This is a genomic window from uncultured Methanobrevibacter sp., from assembly GCF_902769175.1.
Taxonomy (GTDB): Archaea; Methanobacteriota; Methanobacteria; order Methanobacteriales; family Methanobacteriaceae; genus Methanobrevibacter.
Genome location: NZ_CACXNW010000003.1, coordinates 45049 through 67087, shown reverse-complemented (window position 1 = coordinate 67087; position 22039 = coordinate 45049). Strand labels below are relative to the sequence as shown.

The 22039-nt window shown below is 32.0% G+C and carries 25 protein-coding genes and 1 tRNA gene; 16 read left to right on the top strand and 10 right to left on the bottom strand.

Annotation, left to right across the window (positions count from 1 at the left end; genetic code table 11):
* The first annotated feature begins 218 nt into the window (after window positions 1–218).
* The 11 genes from QZV12_RS01525 to QZV12_RS01475 all read left to right on the top strand — a co-directional run bounded on the left by QZV12_RS01525 (window position 219) and on the right by QZV12_RS01475 (window position 10382).
* Window positions 219–869: a thioredoxin fold domain-containing protein gene (locus QZV12_RS01525; RefSeq protein WP_295616121.1), complete on the top strand. Its 651-nt coding sequence runs from the start codon at window positions 219–221 to the stop codon at window positions 867–869.
* A gap of 25 nt (window positions 870–894) precedes the next feature.
* On the top strand, window positions 895–1515 hold the full coding sequence (locus QZV12_RS01520; protein WP_295616118.1) for a cytochrome c biogenesis CcdA family protein: 621 nt from the start codon (window positions 895–897) through the stop codon (window positions 1513–1515).
* A gap of 190 nt (window positions 1516–1705) precedes the next feature.
* Window positions 1706–2398: an iron-sulfur cluster assembly scaffold protein gene (locus QZV12_RS01515; protein ID WP_295616114.1), complete on the top strand. Its 693-nt coding sequence runs from the start codon at window positions 1706–1708 to the stop codon at window positions 2396–2398.
* 11 nt (window positions 2399–2409) lie between these two features.
* Window positions 2410–3408 (top strand): GGGtGRT protein, encoded by a 999-nt coding sequence (locus QZV12_RS01510; RefSeq protein ID WP_295616111.1) that lies wholly within the window; start codon window positions 2410–2412, stop codon window positions 3406–3408.
* A 229-nt stretch (window positions 3409–3637) separates the two neighbouring features.
* On the top strand, window positions 3638–5023 hold the full coding sequence (locus QZV12_RS01505) for an MATE family efflux transporter (protein ID WP_295616108.1): 1386 nt from the start codon (window positions 3638–3640) through the stop codon (window positions 5021–5023).
* A gap of 59 nt (window positions 5024–5082) precedes the next feature.
* Window positions 5083–5496 carry a MarR family winged helix-turn-helix transcriptional regulator gene (locus QZV12_RS01500; protein WP_295616105.1) on the top strand — a complete coding sequence of 138 codons (414 nt, stop codon included), beginning with the start codon at window positions 5083–5085 and terminating at the stop codon, window positions 5494–5496.
* Between the two features lie 144 nt (window positions 5497–5640).
* Window positions 5641–7047 carry a carbon starvation protein A gene (locus QZV12_RS01495; RefSeq protein WP_295616102.1) on the top strand — a complete coding sequence of 469 codons (1407 nt, stop codon included), beginning with the start codon at window positions 5641–5643 and terminating at the stop codon, window positions 7045–7047.
* A 225-nt stretch (window positions 7048–7272) separates the two neighbouring features.
* Entirely contained in the window at window positions 7273–7524 is a 252-nt protein-coding gene (locus tag QZV12_RS01490) for a 4Fe-4S dicluster domain-containing protein (RefSeq protein ID WP_295616099.1), read from the top strand.
* Between the two features lie 84 nt (window positions 7525–7608).
* Window positions 7609–8982 (top strand): AIR synthase-related protein, encoded by a 1374-nt coding sequence (locus QZV12_RS01485; RefSeq protein WP_295616096.1) that lies wholly within the window; start codon window positions 7609–7611, stop codon window positions 8980–8982.
* Between the two features lie 261 nt (window positions 8983–9243).
* The gene (locus QZV12_RS01480; RefSeq protein ID WP_295616093.1) at window positions 9244–9936 is read left to right on the top strand and encodes a class I SAM-dependent methyltransferase; all 693 of its coding nucleotides are present in this window, start codon (window positions 9244–9246) and stop codon (window positions 9934–9936) included.
* A 50-nt stretch (window positions 9937–9986) separates the two neighbouring features.
* A complete protein-coding gene (locus QZV12_RS01475) occupies window positions 9987–10382 on the top strand; it encodes a hypothetical protein (protein WP_295616090.1) in 396 nt (131 codons plus the stop codon).
* Between the two features lie 84 nt (window positions 10383–10466).
* On the opposite strand, the gene QZV12_RS01470 is transcribed toward QZV12_RS01475, so the two are convergent.
* The gene (locus QZV12_RS01470; protein ID WP_295616087.1) at window positions 10467–10655 is read right to left on the bottom strand and encodes a hypothetical protein; all 189 of its coding nucleotides are present in this window, start codon (window positions 10653–10655) and stop codon (window positions 10467–10469) included.
* A 143-nt stretch (window positions 10656–10798) separates the two neighbouring features.
* Window positions 10799–10984, bottom strand: a complete 186-nt coding sequence (locus QZV12_RS01465; protein WP_295616084.1) for a hypothetical protein — start codon at window positions 10982–10984, stop codon at window positions 10799–10801.
* A 247-nt stretch (window positions 10985–11231) separates the two neighbouring features.
* Here QZV12_RS01465 and QZV12_RS01460 point away from each other — a divergent pair, with 247 nt between their 5' ends.
* The 3 genes from QZV12_RS01460 to truD all read left to right on the top strand — a co-directional run bounded on the left by QZV12_RS01460 (window position 11232) and on the right by truD (window position 13407).
* Entirely contained in the window at window positions 11232–11720 is a 489-nt protein-coding gene (locus QZV12_RS01460; protein WP_295616081.1) for a hypothetical protein, read from the top strand.
* A 133-nt stretch (window positions 11721–11853) separates the two neighbouring features.
* Window positions 11854–11927, top strand: a tRNA-Arg gene (locus QZV12_RS01455).
* 121 nt (window positions 11928–12048) lie between these two features.
* The gene (gene truD / locus QZV12_RS01450; RefSeq protein WP_295616079.1) at window positions 12049–13407 is read left to right on the top strand and encodes a tRNA pseudouridine(13) synthase TruD; all 1359 of its coding nucleotides are present in this window, start codon (window positions 12049–12051) and stop codon (window positions 13405–13407) included.
* A gap of 200 nt (window positions 13408–13607) precedes the next feature.
* Here the strand turns inward: truD and QZV12_RS01445 are convergent, their stop codons facing one another.
* The 7 genes from QZV12_RS01445 to QZV12_RS01415 form a co-directional block, all read right to left on the bottom strand.
* Complete coding sequence (locus QZV12_RS01445; RefSeq protein ID WP_295616077.1) at window positions 13608–14045, bottom strand: TraX family protein; 438 nt, start codon at window positions 14043–14045, stop codon at window positions 13608–13610.
* Window positions 13987–14454 carry a TraX family protein gene (locus tag QZV12_RS01440; protein WP_295616075.1) on the bottom strand — a complete coding sequence of 156 codons (468 nt, stop codon included), beginning with the start codon at window positions 14452–14454 and terminating at the stop codon, window positions 13987–13989. Before QZV12_RS01440 ends, QZV12_RS01445 begins: the two co-directional genes overlap by 59 nt.
* Window positions 14455–14662: 208 nt before the next feature.
* Entirely contained in the window at window positions 14663–15244 is a 582-nt protein-coding gene (locus QZV12_RS01435) for a TMEM175 family protein (protein WP_295616073.1), read from the bottom strand.
* 222 nt (window positions 15245–15466) lie between these two features.
* Window positions 15467–16675, bottom strand: coding sequence for a cytosine permease (locus QZV12_RS01430; protein WP_295616071.1), 1209 nt, complete (start codon window positions 16673–16675; stop codon window positions 15467–15469).
* A gap of 202 nt (window positions 16676–16877) precedes the next feature.
* Window positions 16878–17723 carry a pyridoxamine kinase gene (locus tag QZV12_RS01425; protein ID WP_295616056.1) on the bottom strand — a complete coding sequence of 282 codons (846 nt, stop codon included), beginning with the start codon at window positions 17721–17723 and terminating at the stop codon, window positions 16878–16880.
* Between the two features lie 352 nt (window positions 17724–18075).
* On the bottom strand, window positions 18076–18501 hold the full coding sequence (locus QZV12_RS01420) for a MarR family winged helix-turn-helix transcriptional regulator (protein ID WP_295616053.1): 426 nt from the start codon (window positions 18499–18501) through the stop codon (window positions 18076–18078).
* Between the two features lie 89 nt (window positions 18502–18590).
* A complete protein-coding gene (locus tag QZV12_RS01415; protein WP_295616050.1) occupies window positions 18591–19391 on the bottom strand; it encodes an SDR family NAD(P)-dependent oxidoreductase in 801 nt (266 codons plus the stop codon).
* Between the two features lie 227 nt (window positions 19392–19618).
* Here QZV12_RS01415 and QZV12_RS01410 point away from each other — a divergent pair, with 227 nt between their 5' ends.
* Window positions 19619–20008, top strand: coding sequence for a DUF126 domain-containing protein (locus QZV12_RS01410; protein ID WP_295616047.1), 390 nt, complete (start codon window positions 19619–19621; stop codon window positions 20006–20008).
* A gap of 185 nt (window positions 20009–20193) precedes the next feature.
* The gene (locus tag QZV12_RS01405; RefSeq protein ID WP_295616044.1) at window positions 20194–21432 is read left to right on the top strand and encodes an amidohydrolase family protein; all 1239 of its coding nucleotides are present in this window, start codon (window positions 20194–20196) and stop codon (window positions 21430–21432) included.
* A gap of 187 nt (window positions 21433–21619) precedes the next feature.
* On the opposite strand, the gene QZV12_RS01400 is transcribed toward QZV12_RS01405, so the two are convergent.
* A complete protein-coding gene (locus QZV12_RS01400) occupies window positions 21620–21871 on the bottom strand; it encodes a hypothetical protein (protein ID WP_295616041.1) in 252 nt (83 codons plus the stop codon).
* Window positions 21872–22039: the final 168 nt, after the last annotated feature.

Sequence of the window (22039 nt, the reverse complement as noted above, 5' to 3'; positions counted from 1 at the left end):
TTTTTATTCTATTTCTTTTTTTATTTGCTTATCTTCTTTTAAATTTTTAATATCTTTTTTTTCTTTATATTTCCTAAGCTGTGACATATTTTAGAAATAATAGGTTTAGTTTTTTCCTTAAAATCAAAAGTTCAGTTTTTTCCTTTTTATCAAATCCTTTTATTTATTTAGAAAATTATTTAAATAACCATGTACATAATAAGTTTGGGGGAGATATCATGGGAAAATTTAAACTTATTTTTATTATGATTGTAGCTCTTGTTTTTGTATGCGGAATTATTATGGTAGTGGAGGCTCCTACTTCTTTTGATGATTCAATGACTCTAATACCTGTTTCTGATTCTGGAAATCTAAATCAGTCCGATTGTGAAAATGGTAGTTGCTTAGTAGATTCTAATGATACTCATGCAGACTCTATTAAAAAATCCAGTTCTAAAGAAAAAGACAATGCGGATAAAAAGATGAAAGAGAAAGACAGTGTAGATAAAAAGATGAATTATGATTCCAAATATTATGATAGATCTTTCATTAATGGATTGTATTTCTGCAATGATTTGGATAAGGCATTCAAGGATGCTAAGGCACACCATAGGAATGTAATGATCATATTTGATGGAGCTGCATGTATCTATTGTGAGTATCTCAAGGAAGACACCTTAACAGATGCTAGTGTTCAAAAGGAAATAAATGATAATTATATTATATTGATTACAGATACAAGTGAAAGTCCAGAGCTTTCATCTCAATTAAATATTCATGGAACTCCTACAACAGTCGTTTTTGATGAAAATGCTAGGGAATTAGGTAGAATTGATGGTTTTGAACCTCCAGAGGAATATTTGCCTCATTTGAAAGATATCAGTAATTAATATTTGATTGAAGGGAGATTTTAAAATGGGGATAATGCCGATTATTTCATTTTTCACAGGGGTGGCTTCAATATTGTCTCCTTGCATCATACCTACCATACCAATAATTGTAGGCTTTAGTTTAAAGACCAAATCAAAAGCAGAGATATTGTCTTTTATATTAGGTCTATTCAGCATTTTCACAATAATCATATTCATGACTGGATTCTTTACAGCTATGCTCTATAGGTACATCATATATGTAAGGCTCATTGCTGCAGTTCTATTATTGATTATAGGAATATTGATGTTTTTTGATTATAATCTGTCATTTAAATCAATCAGTGCCAAATCAGGTGGTGGAGTTCTTAATTCATTTGCTTTAGGATTTTTTACATCAATCGCTTGGGCAGATTGCTATAGCGCTTATCTCATTTCACTTATAACATTGCTTGTAAGTTCAAACAGTCCATTATATGCAGTTGGAAACATAATTATCTATGTGCTGGGATTTGCATTGACTTTGCTTGTCTTATGTTTGGCAATTTCAAAAATAGATTTGGAGAAATTGATTTCCAAGGCAAGTTATGTTCCAAAAGTATTTTCTGTATTGATTATTATTGGTGCTATTTACTTGTTTTATACTTCAATTTTAGTTTTTATATAAATTAGTTTTCTTCTCTTTTTTCTTTTTTTAATTTTAAATTTCACTTCCAAATTTTAAAAATCAAATATTATATACTGAATAAAACAAATATAATTACATATTGATTATAAAATTATTAAATTTTTTATTATCATTTTTAATAATTTAAATAATTTTAATATAATTTTAAGATTTTTAAGTGGAGATTGAAATGATTTACTCAAAAGAAATTGAAAATATGTGTCCTGTTCATAAGGGAGCAGACCATGGTCCTGCACCTATTCCTGAAGAGGGAAGATGGGTAAAATCCAAGGAAATAAGTGACATTTCCGGACTCACTCACGGTATCGGATGGTGTGCACCTCAACAAGGATGCTGTAAATTAACATTAAATGTTAAGGATGGTATCATTGAAGAGGCATTGGTTGAAACTATTGGATGCTCTGGTATGACTCATTCTGCAGCTATGGCTGGTGAAATTCTTGTTGGGAAGACAATCCTTGAAGCATTGAATACAGACCTTGTATGTGATGCAATCAACACAGCTATGCGTGAACTATTCCTGCAGATTGTATATGGTAGAACCCAATCAGCATTCTCTGAAGGTGGTCTTCCAATTGGAGCTGGACTTGAAGACTTAGGAAAAGGTCACAGGTCCCAAGTTGGAACCATTTATTCAACAAAAGCAAAAGGACCAAGATATTTAGAGCTTACTGAAGGTTACATTACTGAAATAGGTCTTGATGAAGATGATGAAATCATTGGATACAAATACATCAGTTTGGGAATTATGCTTGACCTAATCAAAGATGGAACAGATCCAATGGAAGCTATTGAAAAGGCAAGCGGTCAATATGGCAGATTTGAAGATGCTGTTAAAAAAATTGATCCAAGGAAGGAATAGGAGGAATAATCATGAGTTTATTTGAAAGTTATGAAAGAAGAATAGATCAAATTGTTCCAGTCCTTGAAAAATACGGCATTAAAGATCTTGAAGAAGCTAAGGCAATCTGTAATGAAAAAGGGTTTGACCCTTATGAAATTGTAAAGTCTGTTCAGCCAATCTGTTTTGAAAACGCTTGTTGGGCTTACACTTTAGGTGCAGCTATTGCAATCAAAAAGGACTGCAAAAAGGCAAGTGATGCAGCAACTGCAATCGGTGAAGCATTGCAGGCATTCTGTATTCCTGGAAGTGTAGCAGATGATAGAAAAGTAGGTTTAGGTCACGGAAACCTTGCTTCAATGCTTTTAAGTGATGAAACCGAGTGTTTTGCATTTTTAGCAGGTCACGAAAGTTTTGCTGCAGCAGAAGGTGCAATTGGTATTGCAAACTCTGCAAATAAGGTTAGAAAAGAGCCTTTAAGAGTTATATTAAATGGGCTTGGAAAAGATGCAGCTTTAATCATCTCAAGAATCAATGGATTCACTTATGTTCAAACTGAATTTGACTATTTCACTGGTGAAGTGAAAGTGGTTAGAGAAAAGGCTTATTCTGATGGTGAAAGAGCTAAAGTAAGATGTTACGGTGCTGACGATGTAAGGGAAGGTGTAGCTATCATGCACCTTGAAGGTGTTGATGTATCAATCACAGGTAACTCAACCAACCCTACAAGATTCCAACACCCAGTTGCTGGAACCTATAAGAAGGAATGTGTTCTTGAAGGCAAAAAATACTTCTCTGTTGCATCTGGTGGAGGAACTGGAAGAACCTTGCACCCAGACAATATGGCAGCAGGTCCTGCTTCCTATGGTATGACTGACACTTTAGGAAGAATGCATTCTGATGCTCAATTTGCTGGTTCAAGTTCCGTACCTGCCCACGTGGAAATGATGGGATTAATCGGTATGGGCAATAACCCTATGGTAGGTGCAACAGTTGCTGTTGCAGTAGCTGTAGAGGAAGCTTTAAAATAGTTTAAATAATATTTTAAACTATTCTTTTTTTATTTTTTTTCTAATTTTACTGATTTTAGAATTTCTTCATATTTTTAATAATCAAAACTTTTATATATCAACACTTGCATATACAAGTATAGGACAATTGCATATGCAAGTGTTATATACTTTGCATTAATTATTCAATTATCTTATTATCAAAATTATTATTTTATTATTTTTTTATTTATTTATAAAGAGGCAAGCAATGGAAAAAAATTCAAATATTGAAATGATTACAGGAGACCCTAAAAAGGCCATTAACAAATTATCACTACCTATTATTGCAAGTATGCTCTTAATATTTGCAAACAACATTATTGACAGTATATGGGTTGCAGGACTTGGTCCAGACCCACTTGCTGCACTTGGGTACATAACACCATTATTCATGGTGCTTGTTGGAATTGGAAATGGTATCGGTGCAGGGGGAAATTCCCTTATTTCCCGTTATATCGGTGCTGAAAATAAATCTTCAGCAAACAATGCTGCGATACATAACCTGATTTTAGGAATAATAATTTCCATATTTGTTGCTGCAATTTTGCTTATATTTTTAGAGCCATTGCTTAAGTTGATGGGAGCATCAAGCGTTTTGTATTATGCCATTCAATATGGACAAATAATTTTTGCCTTTTCATTTGCAGTCTTGCTTCCTCCTATCTTTGGTGGAGCATTTAGGGCTGAAGGAGATGTTAAAAGGGCAACATTGCCTATTGCAATCACAGCTATCATAAACATGTTCATAGATCCTATTTTCATTTATGTATTTGGCTTAGGTGTGGCAGGTGCTGCATGGGCAACCATTATTGCACACTTTCTTTCCCTTGCCGCTATGCTTTATTGGATGCTTATAAAAAGGGACACATACCTTGAATACAATAGGGAAAGCTTCCACAATGACTTGTCAATGTATAAGGACATTTTAGTTGTAGGTATTCCTGCCAGTTTAGAGCAATTGATATTGTCTGCATTAACCATAGTGGTCAATTACATGCTTACATTAGTTTCAGGACCTATTGCTGTTGCTGTTTATACTGCAGGTTGGAGAATAATAACAGTAGGTATGCTTCCAGCTATTGGTATTGGTACTGCTTCAATTTCAGTTGCAGGGGTGGCATTTGGAGCTGGCAAGTACGAGAATCTAAGGGTCACTGCAAGATGTGCTGTTAAGGTTGCATTGATTGCATCAATTATAGTTTGCATTTTATTGAATGTATTTGCAAACCAAATTGCATTTGTATTCTCATATTCAGAAAGCAGTGCACAATTAGAGCCTTTGATTACAAGCTTTATACAGATAATGTGCCTGTTCATCCTTTATGTTCCATTTGGTGCAAGTGCCGCTAATGTTTTCCAAGGAATTGGAAAGGGAACAATCTCCTTTGGTATAACTGCATTTAGGGAATTCATATTGGTTCTCATATTTTCCTATTTATTAGGATTTGTATTCAATATGGGAGAATTTGGAATCTACTGTGGTATGCTTTTAGGTGGTGGAATTGGTTCTCTAATCGGTTATGCTGCCATTGAGTGGTATATCAGCAGATTGATTAAAGGAGCAAAGAATGATAATGAAGCTATTGCATCATAATCTTGTGAAGGAAATAGATGGTGATGTTCCAACAGTTCATTTAATGTGGAGGAATTAGAATGATTGATGATGATGTTCCAACAGTTCCTTTAGTGTCTATATTGTATAGGGAACATGCCAAATACTTGAATGAAAAAATTAAGGGTGAAGACTTAAGCTTTGGTCTTTTCCCTCTTCTTATAACAATCTATAAAAATGAGGGAATAATTCAAGAGGATTTGGCTCAAGCTTTTCATCTAAATGAAAGTACAATAACAAGAAACTTGAGAAAGCTGGAAGAAAAGGGATTCATTGAAAGAATTCCTCAAAAGCGTAAAAAGTTGATAAAGGTTACTGAAAAAGGTAAAAAAACAGCACAAAAAGTTATGGATTACCATGTCCAGTGGGACAATAAGATTAAGGAAATCATAGGCCTTGAAGAGTATGATCATTTTAGGAGCATTCTTATGAATATTTCCAATAGTTTGATTTGATTTAATCTATTTTTTTAGTTCTTTTTTTAGTTCTTTTTTTTTTTTTAATTTGACATTCTTAAATTCTTTTTTTAAATACTTTTCTCAACTATTAATATGGTTTAGTAGGAAATATTTAAATTTTAAAAAATTTAATATTAGATTATGTATAGTTTTATTCTTTGTTTTGTATTACTGGTAAGTTCATATTTCATTTATGGAAAACTCCTTGAAAGGTTTGTCGGTGTTGATGAAAATAGACAAACACCTGTGTGGAGATTAGAAGATGGCGTTGACTATATGCCAATGTCTAGACTTAAAGCATTTTTAGTTCAATTTTTAAATATAGCAGGTTTAGGCCCTATATTTGGAGTTATACAAGGGGCATTATTTGGTCCTTCAGCATTCTTATGGATTACATTCGGTACAATATTTGTAGGTGCTGTTCATGATTTCTTTTCAGGTTTTCTTTCTTTAAGAAACGATGGTCTTACAATGCCTGGAATCATATCCAAGTATTTAGGAACAACAGCTCAAAAATTTATTGCAATCGTTACTGTCGTCACTGGGGTTCTTGTTGCGGCAGTATTCTCAACTGGATCTGCAGCATTAATTGGTAGTTTGACAAACACTCCTGTATTTTATTGGACAGTGATAATATTTGTCTATTTCTTGGTTGCAACACTATTCCCAGTTGACAAGATTATTGGAAGATTTTACCCTCTTTTCGGAATATTGTTTTTAGTAATGGTAATACTAATGACTGGCGCATTAATTCTAAATCCAGCATATACAATACCAGAATTTACAACACAAGGATTATACTTAACAGATAAAAACATTTTCCCATATTTGTTTGTCACAATCGCATGTGGAGCTATTTCCGGTTTTCATGCATCTCAATCACCAATTGTTGCACGATGTATGAAAAATGAAAATGATGCAAGGCCAGTGTTCTTTGGAGCAATGGTTTTAGAAGGTTTAACCGCTTTATGTTGGGCAGCTATCGCATTGGCATTTTTCCATGTCCAACCACAACTTGCTGCAGGATATGCAGCAGCTCCAACAGTGGCAGTTTATGAAATGGCAACAAAATTACTTAATCCAATAGGTGTGGTCTTGATTATTCTTGGTGTTGTTGTTTGCCCAATTTCTACAGGAGACACTGCACTTAGAAGCTCTAGAATAACTGTAGCTGATGAATTGCATATAGACCAGGGAAAATTAACTTCCAGATTAAAAATTGCATTGCCTTTGTTTATTGCCGGTTTTGCATTGACATTCGTTGATTTCACTTTGGTTTGGAGATATGTTGCTTGGGCACAATTATTGGTAGGTGCTGCAGTCCTTCTTTCAGGAACAGCATATCTGATGAGAAAGAAAAAACCATATATTGTTACATTTGCTCCAGCAGTCCTATGTACATTGATTACATTCGGATATATCTTGCAAGCTCCAGAAGGGTTCCGTTTGAGTCCATTCATTGCTAATTCAATTTCTGTAGTTGCAACAGTTATTGTAAGTGTGATTTTTATTTATAAGTATAGAAATAAGTCTCAAGTTGAGGAATAATTTGATTAAATTCGATTATTCTTTTTCTTTTATTATTTTTTCATTTTTTTTTTCTGATTTTATCTTTTAGATTCTTAACATTATTGAATTTTTCTTTTTTTTATCTTTTAGATTCTTAACATTATTGAATTTTTCTTTTTTTTATCTTTTAGATTCTTTTTATTTTTCACCTATTTTTAAATTCATTAATAAAAACTTATTAATTTGTTTTAATAAAGTAAGTTTATGGGATTATTTTCATTTTTTAAGAAAGATAAGGTTAAGGAAGAAAAGGTTGAAGAAGTTAAGGAAGAATCTCATATTGAGATTAATAGAGAAAATTGTAAAGCTTGCGAGAGGTGCGTTGCAGTCTGTCCAAACAACAGTTTTATTATTAAGGATGGTAATTCATCTCTAAAGGATGGTTACATTTGTAGAGACTGTAAGGTATGTGTTGCAGCTTGTCCAAATGAATGCATAAATTTTGTTAGCTTTTGAATATTTTCATAATAATTTCTAACATAATTATTTTTTATAAGACTTAAAATTCAAAAATTTATAATTATTTCTAATGGTGTAAACATGGATATAGAAGGTTTTGTAAGAGGAAGGCTTACCAAAGGCGAAGATGAAGAAGAGCTTAAGTCTATCCTTGCAGAAAGAATAAGAGAATTTAAGGACATTTCAGATGAACATTCAATTTTGATGGCTGAAAGCGTCATTGATGAGGTCAAGACTACACTTGAGCTTAACAATACTGAAGATGAATTTTTAAAGGACATCATAACTGTGCCAAAGGCTAATGTCGGAATGGGAAAAATGGGTGTAGGTTCCCGTGGTGCAGGAGACTTCTTTGTACACAGAAAGATTGCAGAGATTGTTAAAAGTACTAAGGTTCAGTCTGTAGTGGATCCTAATGCTCAAGATGATGGTGGAGTGGTTAAGGTCCCTGCTCCTGGAGATGACGTTTACATAACCACTGCTGTAGACGGTATCCATTCAAGACTTAGTGAATATCCATTTTTAGGTGGTTTCCATGTAACCAGAGCTACTTTAAGGGATGTATGTGTAATGGGTGCCGACCCTGTAGCTATCTTAAGTGACTTGCATTTAGCTGATGATGGTGATATAGGCAAATTGTTTGATTATACTGCAGGTGTATGTGCAGTGTCTGAGCTTATTGATGTTCCTCTTGTAGCAGGAAGTACTTTGCGTGTAGGTGGAGATATGGTTCTTGGTGACAGGTTAGTCAGCTGTGTAGGAAGCGTAGGTGTTTCACAGCACCCTCCAACTGCAAGAAAAGGAGCAACTGAAGGTGACATAATTCTCATGACTGAAGGTGCTGGAGGTGGAACAATAACCACAACTGCACTTTACAATGGATACTTTGATGTTGTATGGGATACAATGAACATAAGCTTTGTTAAGGCTTCCAAGGCATTGTTTGCAGCAGACCTTGTTAAGGATGTTCATGCAATGACAGATGTAACCAATGGTGGTCTTAGAGGAGATGCTCATGAAATCTGTGAAACAACTGGTGTAGGATTGGAGTTCTATCATGACAAGATTAAATCCACTGTAGCTCCAAATGTATTGAATATGCTTGAAGACTTGGATATTGATCCTCTTGGTGTTTCAACTGACTCCCTTATGCTTGTAGTGCCTCCTGAAATTGCAGAAGATGTTAAGAAAGTCGTTTCTGATGTTGGAGTATACATTACAGAAATCGGTAAAGTGGACGATGAAGGCTCTCCAAGACTCATTAAGGAAGATGGAGAAGTGGAAAAGCTTGTTCCACTATTTAGAGAAGCTGCATACACTAAAATCAAAAAGCTTGTTGGAGACACAACTCCTGAAGACTTTGAAATCATGAAGGAAAAAGTCCAAAAGGCAGCTGATAATTCAATCAAGAAAAAAGAAAGAGTTATTGATTATATTTTAAGCAATAATAAATAATTAATGATTATTTTTATTGTTTAAATTATTTTAATAATTTTTTTTAAGCAATGATAAATGATTAATGGTTGTTTTTATTGTTTAAATTATTTTAATAATTTTTTTATTTTATTTTTTAATCTTTCTATTTTTTTCACTTTATGAAATTCATCAATCAATTACTCAAATAGGATTAAAAAACTTTAAGTTTTATATGGTAAAAATATTTAATTAGTCATTATTTTTTCAAATAAGCATAAATCATACGTTTTTGGTGTCAAAATGGTATTCTTTGAAAATATGGGAAATCCGAAAGGGAAATTAGGTAATATTATACTTAAAACAATGAATAAGGAACACACTCCAGTTTCCCTATGGGGTTTGAATCATTTGGATATTTCTCCAGAAGATGTTATATTGGACATAGGATGTGGTGGAGGAATAAACATCAATCGGATGGCTCAAAGTGCAAAGAAGGTTTATGGCATAGATTATAGTATTGAAAGTGTAAATCTTTCCCGTGAAGTAAATAGGGATTTGATTTTGCAAGGGGATGTTGAAGTTTTAGAAGGAAACGTATTGGATTTGCCATTTGAAGATAATGTCTTTGATATAGTCACTGCATTTGAAACGGTTTATTTTTGGCCTGATATTGAAAAATCCTTTGATGAAGTTAAAAGGGTTCTTAAGCCTGGTGGAATGTTTTTAATAAGTTGTGAAACAAATGGTTCAGATTTTTTCTTAATAAAATTATTTGAACGATTTATGAAAATGACTGCATATGATGATGATCAATTGTGCCAATTTTTAGCAAACAATGATTATAAAGGCATTAAAACTTATTTAAAAGAGGGAAAATCCAATAAGAAGATAATTAAAATTGATGGGAAGGCTAAAAAAATCGAGGATGATTATGATCACTTTTCATTTTCAGATAAGTTTGTTCAATGGATGACTATAACAGCTATTAAATGAGCAAACAGAGTTCATTATTCACTTTCTTATTTTTAAAAAGGAGCATTTTTATGGGATTATTAAAAAAGATTGCTGGAAGCTTTAAAAAGCATGATGAATTGGATTTGGCGAAAGGATTTAAAGCAGAATATGAAGTCAATAATTTAGAGAATATGAAATCATTTGCAGATAAATTTGTAGACCATTATCCTGATTCCTATTTTGCTTCCAGGGCTATGGTTATTTATATTATTGGTCTCTATAAGAAAAATCCTTTAAAGGTTTCTCCAAATATGCTCAATAACTTAAGCATTATGGAAAGAAATATAAGATTTTTTGATAAGGAAAATACTGATTCATTAGATGAAGAAGAGTTGGAATTAAGGCAATGGTATAAAAGCGAATGTTATAAAAATGTAAAGTTTATGGAATCAGAGGGATTAAGATTTTCTTCTGAGGATAAGTGAGTTATAAGACTCAGATTAAAAAAAAAGAGAAGTGATTTGAAAACATAATCCTGTTTTCAACACTTTAAAAAAATTAATTAAACTTCAAAATGGTTTGAAATCATAGATTTCTACATGGATTTTACTATCACCATATCTGGCATCTTTCATTGCAGCCATCCAAATATTCTTTTTAGTCTTTTTGGTGAATCCCCATTTATCGTAGCATATCTCATCTTCGAAATAGCTTCCATCATTGTTGTAATATGTTCTATATTTGTATGTATTTCCCACCCATCTTGCATTAATGTTATTTCAGTAACCATTGTGATGTGTGAATATCCTATATCCTTTGTAATTTCCATTTTTATCATAATATGTTCGGTATGTTTCGGTTTTCACTGTCTTATATTTATATGTTTTTTTTGTTTTTGTACCTACTTTCTTTTGTATATGATAACGGAATAAGGACTGGATCTTTTGAGTTTTTTATATTGTTTGTCTGTTACTTTCATTTTATATCCGCCTTTTTTGAATGTATGGTTTGCTTCTGCAGCTCCACATAATATTCCTAGGGCGCATATTGTTATTAATGTTAAAATTAAAAATTTTTTCATATTCATATTTTCATCCCCTATTTAAGATATAATATGTTTTCATAATATTTAAGTTTAGCAATATATTGTTTAAAGAAATTAATTAACTATTGTTTTTTTTATTGTTTCATTATTTTTTTCAATTCAATTATTATTTTCTAATTTAACTAAATATTCCAATCTTAAATCAATATTAAAATCATTTAAGTGCTTTAAATAACTTTTTATACTATAAAATAAAATATAAACTTAAAAATAGCATTAATGTGAGTTTATGAAAAATTTAATTAAAGATAATGAGGGATTTGTATCATTGGTGGATGCATTGCTTTCAATTTTAATACTATTTATGGTTTTAATGGCATTTAATATGGTAACCGACATTGAAATTCCCTCTTTAAGTGAAGAAAACAATGATTTTAAAACAAGTCAAGACATTATGGAAATCATGTCCTCTAATCTTGATGGCAGAGACCATTCTATATTGGAGAGTATATCTTATATTTTATCTATAAACAATAATTCAATTTCCTCAAAAAGAGAGGTTAAGTTGATTTTAGATGATTTTTTCAGCCGATACCTCTTAGATGATGAAATGAATTACCCTTATGCTTTTACAGAAACCAATCAATTGGATGGAGAGGTTTTATCTTCCAATGGGGATTATCTAAGTGCTGATAGGGTCAATGTAGCTATTAGAAACTATGGAAACTACTCCTATAAACTAATATTTATTTTAATTCATTCTTTTTCCAATACATAAACAAAAATTATAAATTTCTATTTTATTATATGATTTTAGCCAAAACATTATATATTGGAATATACAAATATAATTATGTTATAATAGTACATTACTTATTTTAACTATTTTTTACTATTTTTCATTTGTTCCTGCCCTGGTGGTGTAGCTTGGATAACACGCGGGACTGCGGATCCCATTCCCCGGGTTCAAATCCCGGCCAGGGCATTTTTTATATTTAATGACTGATTTTAACTATTTTCACAATTCTTTCTAAAATTTTTTAGATTATGAATGAATTATCTTATTTTAGTTATCAGAATTCAAAATGGCTTTTTAGAGGAATATCATGCTTAATGCAAATACTTATGTTACAAAGGAAGAAGGTATCGGCGGAACAATTAGAAACAGATGGGAAGACTTTTATGTTGAGGAAATCCCAGAAGTGATTCCTGATGGAGAAGGTCCAAACATTTACATTTGGATTGAAAAATTAGGAAGAACCACCCTTGACGTTTTGCTTGATATTGCAAGAGACCTTCATATTGATAGAAAAAGAATGGGCTTTGCAGGAATGAAGGACAAGAAAGCCATCACTCGTCAATGGATTTGTATAGCAAATATGGACTCAGAAGAACAGTTCAATCAGGTCAAGGCATTGGAAGGAACCATTCACAATACTGAATTCTTAAAGTTCATAAGAGCCAGAAAAAAGTTAAGAATGGGTCAGCTTAAGGGAAATAAGTTTAGAATATTGGTTAAGGATATTGAAGGAATGGATTCTGAAGATGAAGAGATAAGAAAGTCAGCTATTGAAGATGCAGCCAATAGGGCAGATGCCATCTTAAAGACCCTTGAAAAGACAGGAGTTCCTAATTACTTTGGATGGCAAAGATTCGGTAAGCCAAGAACCAACACACATTTGGTTGGAGAAGCCCTTATTCAAAATGACTTAAAGGAAGCAGTAAGAAGGTATATTGGAAATCCTTCTCCAGAAGAAGGTGAAGAAGCAAGAGCAGCTCGTCAAGCTTATGATGATGGAGATTGGGAAAAGTCATTGGAATTGATGCATCCTGGAATGCGCTATGAAAAGATGATGCTTAAGGTTCTCATTAAAGAGGAAAGAAGAGCCATTAGAAAGATAGCAGAAAAAGAGGGAATAGAGCCAGAAGAAGTGGATAAATCCAAAGTGGAATTGTCAGACAAGGCATATAAGAATGCTATCCATGCACTTCCAAAGCCTCTTCAAAGAATGTTTGTTCATGCTTATCAATCATTTTTATTCAATGCAGCAGTAAGCGAAAGGGTAGCTATGGGAATGGACAAATACATTGAAGGAGACATTGTAATAGATAAGGAAGAAAGAATCGTGAGAGACAAAACAAATGAAGAGTTTCAGGAAATGGTGTCTTCCTTTGAAATAAATCAGACCTGTCCATTGTATGGTACAAAGGTTCCATTTGCTGGTGGAGAAGTTGGCAAAATGGAAGAGGAAATATTAACTGGCTATGGATTAACAAGGGATGACTTTGAAGTACCTAAAATGCCTCGTTTAGGAAGCCATGGTCTTAGAAGAGCTATGAGATTCCAAGTATGGGATGCAAGTGCAAAGGCAACTGAAGATGGTGTGATGTGTGAATTTTTCATTGATAAGGGGTCTTATGCAACAGCAGTTCTAAGGGAAGTTATGAAAAAGGATGTATACTAATCATCCTTTATTCAATTTAAATCTTTTTTTCATCATATTATTAATTAATAGAATTTTTACATCTGTTTTATCTATTTTTTCATTTTTTCATTATTTCATTAATAAAACATTTTTTTTTTTAATCTATTTATCGATTTTTTTCATTATTCATAATTAAATAGAATTTTTTAATCTATTTTTTCCTTATTATGCTATTTTTTTCACATAATGAACCTAATAATGCCTAAAATAAGCAAATGTCCTGGATAGAATATGTAGAAGAACCATTTATTGAATGCAGATTTCTTTCCTGATTTACCATTATACATTAAGAAGAACAATGGCACTAAAAACATTCCTAGCTTATGTATTTGGAAGTCCATGGTAAAAGCAAAATGGAATGGATTGGCAAACAATCTTATTGTAAATATATAGAGCAATGCTACAACTGTATATAAAGCCCACATTTTCTTAGGGTCTTCCCTAAAGAAATAAAAGATTAAACATAATAATATGATGTAGTAATCCCAGTTAGAGAATGCTGAAAGCCAAAGAATAAATAGTGTGATAATCAATTTCCAATATTTGGAAATGTTGATTTTATCCCATAAATAGATTGTAATCAAACCAAAGAATAAGGTTAGTATAACTTGATTCATTGATGGCCAATGTGGAATTTATAGATGATATGAATACATTTGGATCTATAAACACAGTTTCTCTGGCACTCATGAACTTTGGAATGATAGGACCTGGATACAGGTGGAATGGATTAATATATGCTGTACGACACATATTATATGGAATATATGATATTATTGAAAATATCAACATCCTTTTCATATACTTATTAATGTCTCTTGTATAATAATACCCCTCAGCAATGGATAATGCCATTGTCGGAGCTGTTAAACGGCTTATTACTCCAACAATAATAACAGGTGTACTTGTGAATGGGAAAAAAGAGCATATATGATCGATTAGCATTAGAATAATCACTATATATTTTAAAACATTCTTGTTGATTATTTCGTATTTTTCAAATCGATTATCCTTAGTTATATACATGGTTCCACTTGTTTAAAATTAATTATTTGTCGACAATCAGTAAATGATTTAATTATATTTTGTTTTTATAATTAAATTTTATTATTTACTTTTATTATTTTACTTTTATTATTTAATTTTAGTATTTATTTTTAATATTTTTTAATTAGATAATGGATAAATCCCATAATATTATCAATTCTGTCCTGTAACATTAATTGACCTTTGTTTAATCTTTCAAGGAAGAATATAATGACCTTAAAATTGTGATTAAGCAACAGATAATGATTGCAATAGGATATCCGAGTATTGCTATAATGAATCCTACAATGAATATTGCTAATGGAATATACAATGCATCTCTAACATTCAATGCACTTTTCAAGTATTCTTCGTTTTCAGGATTTAATTCAAGTAGGGATTTTGCCATAAAGTATAGGATTATATCTACAATAATGAAATCAAGACCATATAATGCTTGTGGAATAAACTCGTTAGGATAGTTTGCAACAAATATGGTCAAGTATGGAACTAGGGAGAATACAAACATCAATGCTATGTTTTGCCAAATGATTTTAGTATTGATTTTGTCAACATGATTGTAGATTATATGATTGTATTGCCAAAGGTTAGCACATACTAAAAAACTTATCAAATATGCAAAATAAGATGTTTTCAAAGCCCAAATTGATGCAAGGGATGCAGTTGCAGTTTGTGGCAATTCTAAAACAAGCACAGTTACAATAATTGCAATGATCGCATCATAAAATGCTTCAAGCCTACCGGTTTCCATTAAATTTTCTTCACTCATGTAATATTATTTTTTTTTAATAACTTTTATAGATTTGTAAACTAGGTTATTTTTTTTTTTTAGATTTGTAAACTAGGTTATTTTTTTTAGATTTGTAAACTAATGTTTTTTTATTGAGCATATTTCCAAGAAAAATTTAATTGAAACTTATTTCTTAAAGGTTTAATTTGGAATTATTTCTCTGTAAATTTAATGGATCTTTTTAATAGGTTTAATTTGGGTTTATTTTCCAGTAAAATTTAATTGAGTCTTTTTTCTTGCTAAAATTGGAATATATGCAAGTATAGCTGATGTGATGATAGCAAGCAATGTTGGTCCTAAGAAAATTGAATTCATGTTCACTGTCAATTGATAAACGATAAAACCTGCAAGCCATGCAAATATGTTCCAGTACCAAGTCTTGGCATTTGTTGTTTCCTCTTTTGAAAGATAGAATGAAACCATAAGCACTGCAGCCATAGGAGCAAATACTGAAGCGATAAGATATAAAAATCCAATGTAGTGGTCCATAATTCCAGAAATTGCAAGGACTGCACTTAAGAAACTCACTACAACTCCAGCTATTCTTGGATTGATCCTATTGTAAATTGCCTTTGCTGATTCTCCTGCTGAATTTGCTGCTACAAAGTTGGAGGTTACAGTTGAAAGAACAAGGATCAGCACTCCTTGGGCTCCAAGGCCTGCAATGAGAATTGATTGTGCAATGCTGGTTGTTCCAATTCCAACGATTTCTATACCTAAGAAATACATCCAAAGGCTTGCTATAGTGTATGCAACTGCGGAAATCAATGTGCCATTAATTGGGTTTTCAACATCCTTTGTATAGTCTGAAATTACAGGAAGCCATGAAATTGGCATAGCTATTGATATTTCAAAAATATTCCAAAAGCTTAATGCTGTAGAGTCTATCTTTCCTGCAATAGGCAAGGCATTTGATATATGGACTCCCAACAACTTAACAGATAATATTACAAGCAAAGCAGTAAGGACTACCATCATGACAGTTGTGATTTTTGATGAACGCCTTAGTCCAACATAAACCCATACTGCAATGATTGCTGAAAGGATAATGCAGGTCATTGCAAAGGATATAGGCAAGTTCAATCCCATCATCGCTGCAGCTCCTTGGGCATTTAAGACAGCAACCCATGCTATAAGCTGCATTACATTCAGTGATGAAAAGAATTTAGATCCAAAATTGCCGAAAGTAGACCTGATGGTCTCCATTGCATTCACTCGAAGACGTGCACCTACAAGCCCAGTAAAAAATAGTAGTATTCCACCTATAATGTGGCCAAGTATCAATGGCAGCCATATGGAATCAATTGGAGCTGAAGTGGCAAGTTGTATCCCCACTTCTATTTCAGAAACGGATATTGCAACTCCAAACCAAATAACTGCATTTGAAAAAAGACCAGTTCGATATTCCATATTATGCCCACATTAAAGGTAGATTAATTAATTTTTTTAATATTTTTTAAATTTTTAATATTTTAATTTATTTTTCCAATCAAAAGTTGGAATGATTTTAAATGTTTTCATTAAATCTTAAAGTTCAGGATTTTCAAGTTTAAGTCCATTTAAAATGTTTTCATTAAATCCTAAAGTTCAGGATTTTCAAGTTTAAGTCCATTTAAAATGTTTTCAGCAAATCGTAAAGTTCAGGAATTGCCTGTTCAAATTTAACTCCATATGTATGGGTTTCATCACCAACAGTTTTTTCAATTGCCTTTTTGGTAAATTCTCCAGCAATTTTTGCTGCAGATGAAGGTGATTTGCCTAACATGGTTGATCCTACAAAGGATGAGGCGAAGACATCTCCAGTTCCATGAGAAACGTAATCCACCTTATCATTGTATACGATTTCAATGGATTCATCTTCCTTGTCGAAAATAATCATTCCCATTTCATGGTTATCATTTTCGTATCCTTTTAGGATAACATATCTGTTTGTAAATGATGAAAGCTCTTTAGCCATTTCCAACATTTCCTCTTTTGAAAATGTTTCTTTCCAAGGCTTATGTAATATATAGCATGCTTCAGTTGTGTTAGGGAGGATAAAATCTCCTAATTTACAAAGCTCTCCCATTGCATCTGCAAATTCCTGGTCAAATCCATTATAGAATTCGCCATGATCTGCCATAGCAGGGTCAACAAATACAAGTCCATTTGGCTTTAATCTTGAGTCGATAATGTCTTTAATGTAATCCAATTGTTCTTTTGATGCAATAAAACCAGTATAAATGGCATCAAATGAAATTCCTTCCTTTTCCCAATGTTTTCTAATTTCTGGAAGGTCTTCAGTCAAGTCTCTAACAGTAAAATCAGTAAATCCTGAAGTGTGTGTAGATAGAACAGCAGCTGGAAGAATTGCAGTTTCTATTCCAAAAGCGGAAACAACAGGAAGTGCAACTGTTATTGAACACTGTCCATAACATGAAATGTCTTGAATTGTTAAAATTTTTATAGTTTCGCTCATTATTTCAATCCTAAATATTTTTAAATGATTACAGTTAATTTGTATTTTATTTTTAATATATATTTATTTTCTAAATTAAGTTAATATACCGTAATCATTTATAACAATTGTTATGTTATTTATGATATTTAAAATTATAGTTAAAATGGTTAATTTTTAATAAACTAATGATTTTTTTATATTTTTTAAAAAAATAGGGGTAAAATGAATTATTTTTAACAAAATAAGTATTTTTTTTATTATTTTTTTAATAGGGTTAAAAAGAATTATTTTTAATAAAATAAGATTTAAATCCAGTTAAAGAGAATTATTTTTAATAAAATAAGACTTAAATCTATATGGAAATATAGTTTTAATCCACATTATTGAGTATGGTATATACTGTATCCATTGCTTCAAGAAATCTCTCTTTTTCATCTTTATTCATTTTTGAAACGATATCATTAAAGACTTGATTACTTATTTCGATATGCTCATTTAGGAATTCCTGTCCAGAGGGGGTAATTGAAACAAGGTTTGCTCGTTTATCATTTGGATTGCTGACCACTTTCACATATCCGTCTGAAATGAATTCTTTTAGAATAAGTGAAACATGCTGTTTGGAAATGTTTAATTCCCTTACAATTTCTGATGCCTGAGCAGATTCAACTTCTGAAAGAAATACTAATACTTCAACTTGAACCCTTCCATATTTGCCCTTGAATGAGGACCAAAAGGCGGAAGTGATCTTTTTATTAAATATGCTTCCAGTTTTAAAAGCTAATTCTGCATCAGTCATAGAAATTTCACCTATAAAAATATTAGGCATTAATCTTATTAATATTTTTCATTCAGTTTCTTTAATCAATCCATTTGGCTCAGTTTGAATTACCAAGTTCTAGATCCAAGTTCACGGAATTGTGCTACAGTAGGTACGTGTGAGTTCATACCGCCATCAACATTTATGATTTGGCCTGTTACGTATGCACTTTCATCTGATCCAAAGAATACGCATGCATGTCCAATATCCTCTGGGCAACCGTATCTATTCACTTCAATATTGCTAAGGAAGATGTCTTTTAATTCTTGTGCAACAAATGCCTCATTTTGGGGAGTTACAATAAGTCCTGGATGAACACAGTTGCAGCGAATATCGTCCTTACCATATTGGAGTGCTACACATGAGGTTAACATGTCAATTCCTGCTTTTGCACAAGCATATGCGGTTGCTCCGAGGTCTCCACCAGTTGATGCCATAGAACCAATATTGACTATTGAGCCTCCACCATTTTTCTGCATGTATGGAATAACTGTTTTTATGGCAAAGAATGTTCCTCTAAGGTCGCTTGTAAACATAGCGTCCCACATTTCAAGGGTTAATTCGGTTACAGAGCCGTCTTGTAGGCTAACATTTGTAGCATTATTTACGAGAATGTCAATTTTTCCACATTTTTCATCTACATCTTTGAATAATGCTTCAATTGAAGATATGTCATCAAGATCCATAAAGTGGAAGAATGCTTCTCCTCCTGCTTCCTTGATTTTATCAACGATTTCCTGACCTTTTTCCTCTCTTCTTCCACAGATAACCACTGTTGCACCTTCAGCAGCATAGAGTTTTGCTATTCCTATTCCTATACCGCTTGTTGAACCTGTTACAATTGCTATTTTATTTTCTAAACGATTCATGTTATCACCTAATTTAGTCATATTTTTATGACTATTATTTTTAAATATATTTTAATTATTTATAAATTTTTTGAAAACTTTTTTTTCTTGTCATTCTGTTTTATTAGATTTGCCTATCCTTTTTTAAAATTTTTATAATAGAACTGATAAATTAATTATAATTAACGATAATTTTTAAAGAGTTATCATATATTTTAATAATTAAATTTATTTTCACATGTGATTTTATGATTGAATGCAGAAATATTTCTAAAGGAAAAGCGGAAGGGGAATTAATAGTCTCTAATGAAGCAATTAGTTTTTTAGGTGGAGTAGACCCTGAAACCGGTATTGTAATTGACCCTAATCATGAATTGAAAGGAGAATCCATTAAGGACAAAGTGCTTTTCATTCCAGGAGGAAAAGGATCTACTGTAGGGTCCTATGTTATTTTCCAAATGATGAAAAACAATACTGCTCCAAAGGCAATCATCTGCTTAAAGGTAGAGCCAATTATAGCAACTGGAGCTATTATGTCTGATATTCCAATGGTTGATTCTCCATCAAGTGTTGAAGAATTGGTCAATGGTAAAGTAGTTGAAGTAGATAGTGATAATGGTAAAATAACTTTATTATAATTTGTGTTTTTGTTTAAAAGGGCTTTTAAAAACTTGTTTAGCATTTTATTGCAAACAATTTGAATTATTTGTTTAAATAGTTTTTAAAACTTGAGTATTGTCTTTTTAACAGTTTTTAAACAGCTTTAAAACTTATATTTTGGAGTAATTGTTTTAATTAATTTATTATTTAAGAGGGTGATTAAATGTCTTCTATATACATTAAAAACGTAAATATTATAAATCCTTTCAGTGAAGAGCCTATTCCCGAAAGACATGTTTTAATTGAAAATGGCAAGATAAAGTCTATGCATACAAAGGAATCCTCATTATACAAGGACCATATAGTAATCGATGGTGAAGACGATTATCTTTTGCCAGGATTTATAGATTCCCATTCTCATATCATGGCAAACGGATTTCATAAGGAAGATGTAATGAAGGATCCTCTTGCCTTGCATTTTTATGATGCTATTGCAAACATGAAGGCAACAATTGATGCAGGAGTAACAACTGTTCGTGATACTGGACTTGCAGACATTGGAGTTAAGATGGCTCAAGAGAAGAAAATATTCCCTGCTCCAAGATTGAACATTTCAATAAAGCCTTTAGCAATCACTGGAGGCCATTTTGACCATTACTTGAATTCAGGCCATGATATGGAAATAACATATCCTGGGTTTCCTGCAGGAACCTGTGATGGTGTAGAAGGGGTATTAAGGAAAACCCGTGAAGTCATAAGGGCACGTGCTGACTTTATTAAGATTATGGCAAGTGGAGGAATTCTCTCTCCATACACTTCTCCAGATTTTGCACAATTCAATAAAAAGGAATTGAAAACAATTGTTGATGAGGCAGAAAACAATAATTTAAAGGTAGCTGCCCATTGCCATAGTTTGGAAGGAATTGAAAGATGTGCAAAGGCAGGGATAAAATCAATTGAGCATGGTACTTTCATTGATAGGAATGCAGCTCAATTGCTTGCCAAAAAGAGAATGTATCTCACACCGACATTGATTGTTCATCATGTCCTTATCAAGGAAGGATTCCCTGCTTGGGATGGATTTGCAGAAAGCAAAATCAAAAAGCTTAAGGAAGTTGCGAAAATCCAAGAGGAAAACATTGCTATAGCTTATGAAGAAGGAGTAAACTTCCTGATGGGTTCTGATAGAGGTGTAATAGATCATGGAAGAAACCTTGGTGAATTGAAACAGCTTGTTGATGTAGGATTAAGCCCGCTTGAAGCTATTCAAGCAGGAACCATTGAAGGTGCTAAGTTCTTCAATCAGGAAAACATATTAGGTTCTATTGAAGAAGGAAAATTAGCCGACATGATTATTGTTAAGGAGAATCCTATTGAAAAAATAGAGTCATTAGCAGATAGTGATAATGTTTTAACAGTAATCCAAGATGGAAGAATCTTAAAGCATAAGCCTATTTTTTAAATGGGGTAGTTGCATAAGATAAATATTTTTTTTTAAAAGAGTAATGGGTAAATAATAGATGTTAAATTATTTATTAGTAAAAAGAGTAATGGGTAAATAATTGATGTTATAATTATTTATTAGTAAAAAGAGTAATGATGGCAGATATTTAAATATTCATTAAAAAAGAAAAGAAGAGAAAATAAACCTATTTTCTCTTAAATATTCCCATGATTTTGTTTAAGACACCGGTTGCAAGAAGACCTGCACCGATAGTATAGATCATTTCAGCTTGTGCCTTGTCTATACCTAATCTTTCAGCAATCAAGTTAACTATCATGTTTTTGTTTTTTTCCCCACCGATAAAGTTATTTTGGAAAATTTCGTTAACCATACCTCCTTGTTCCTCATTCAAGTTAGCTTGTGACATAATTTGTTGGATAAAGTCTGCTTCGTTCATACTATATTGTATGTTTTTCATACTATTAATATTCAACTGATTTATTTTCAGTTTTATTTAAATTTTTTATTATTCTTTGAAAAGATTTTTAAATTTTTTGCATTATTTATGATTTTATTCCTTATTTTATTGAATGTTAATTTAAATTGTTTTTTAGGCATACCAAAA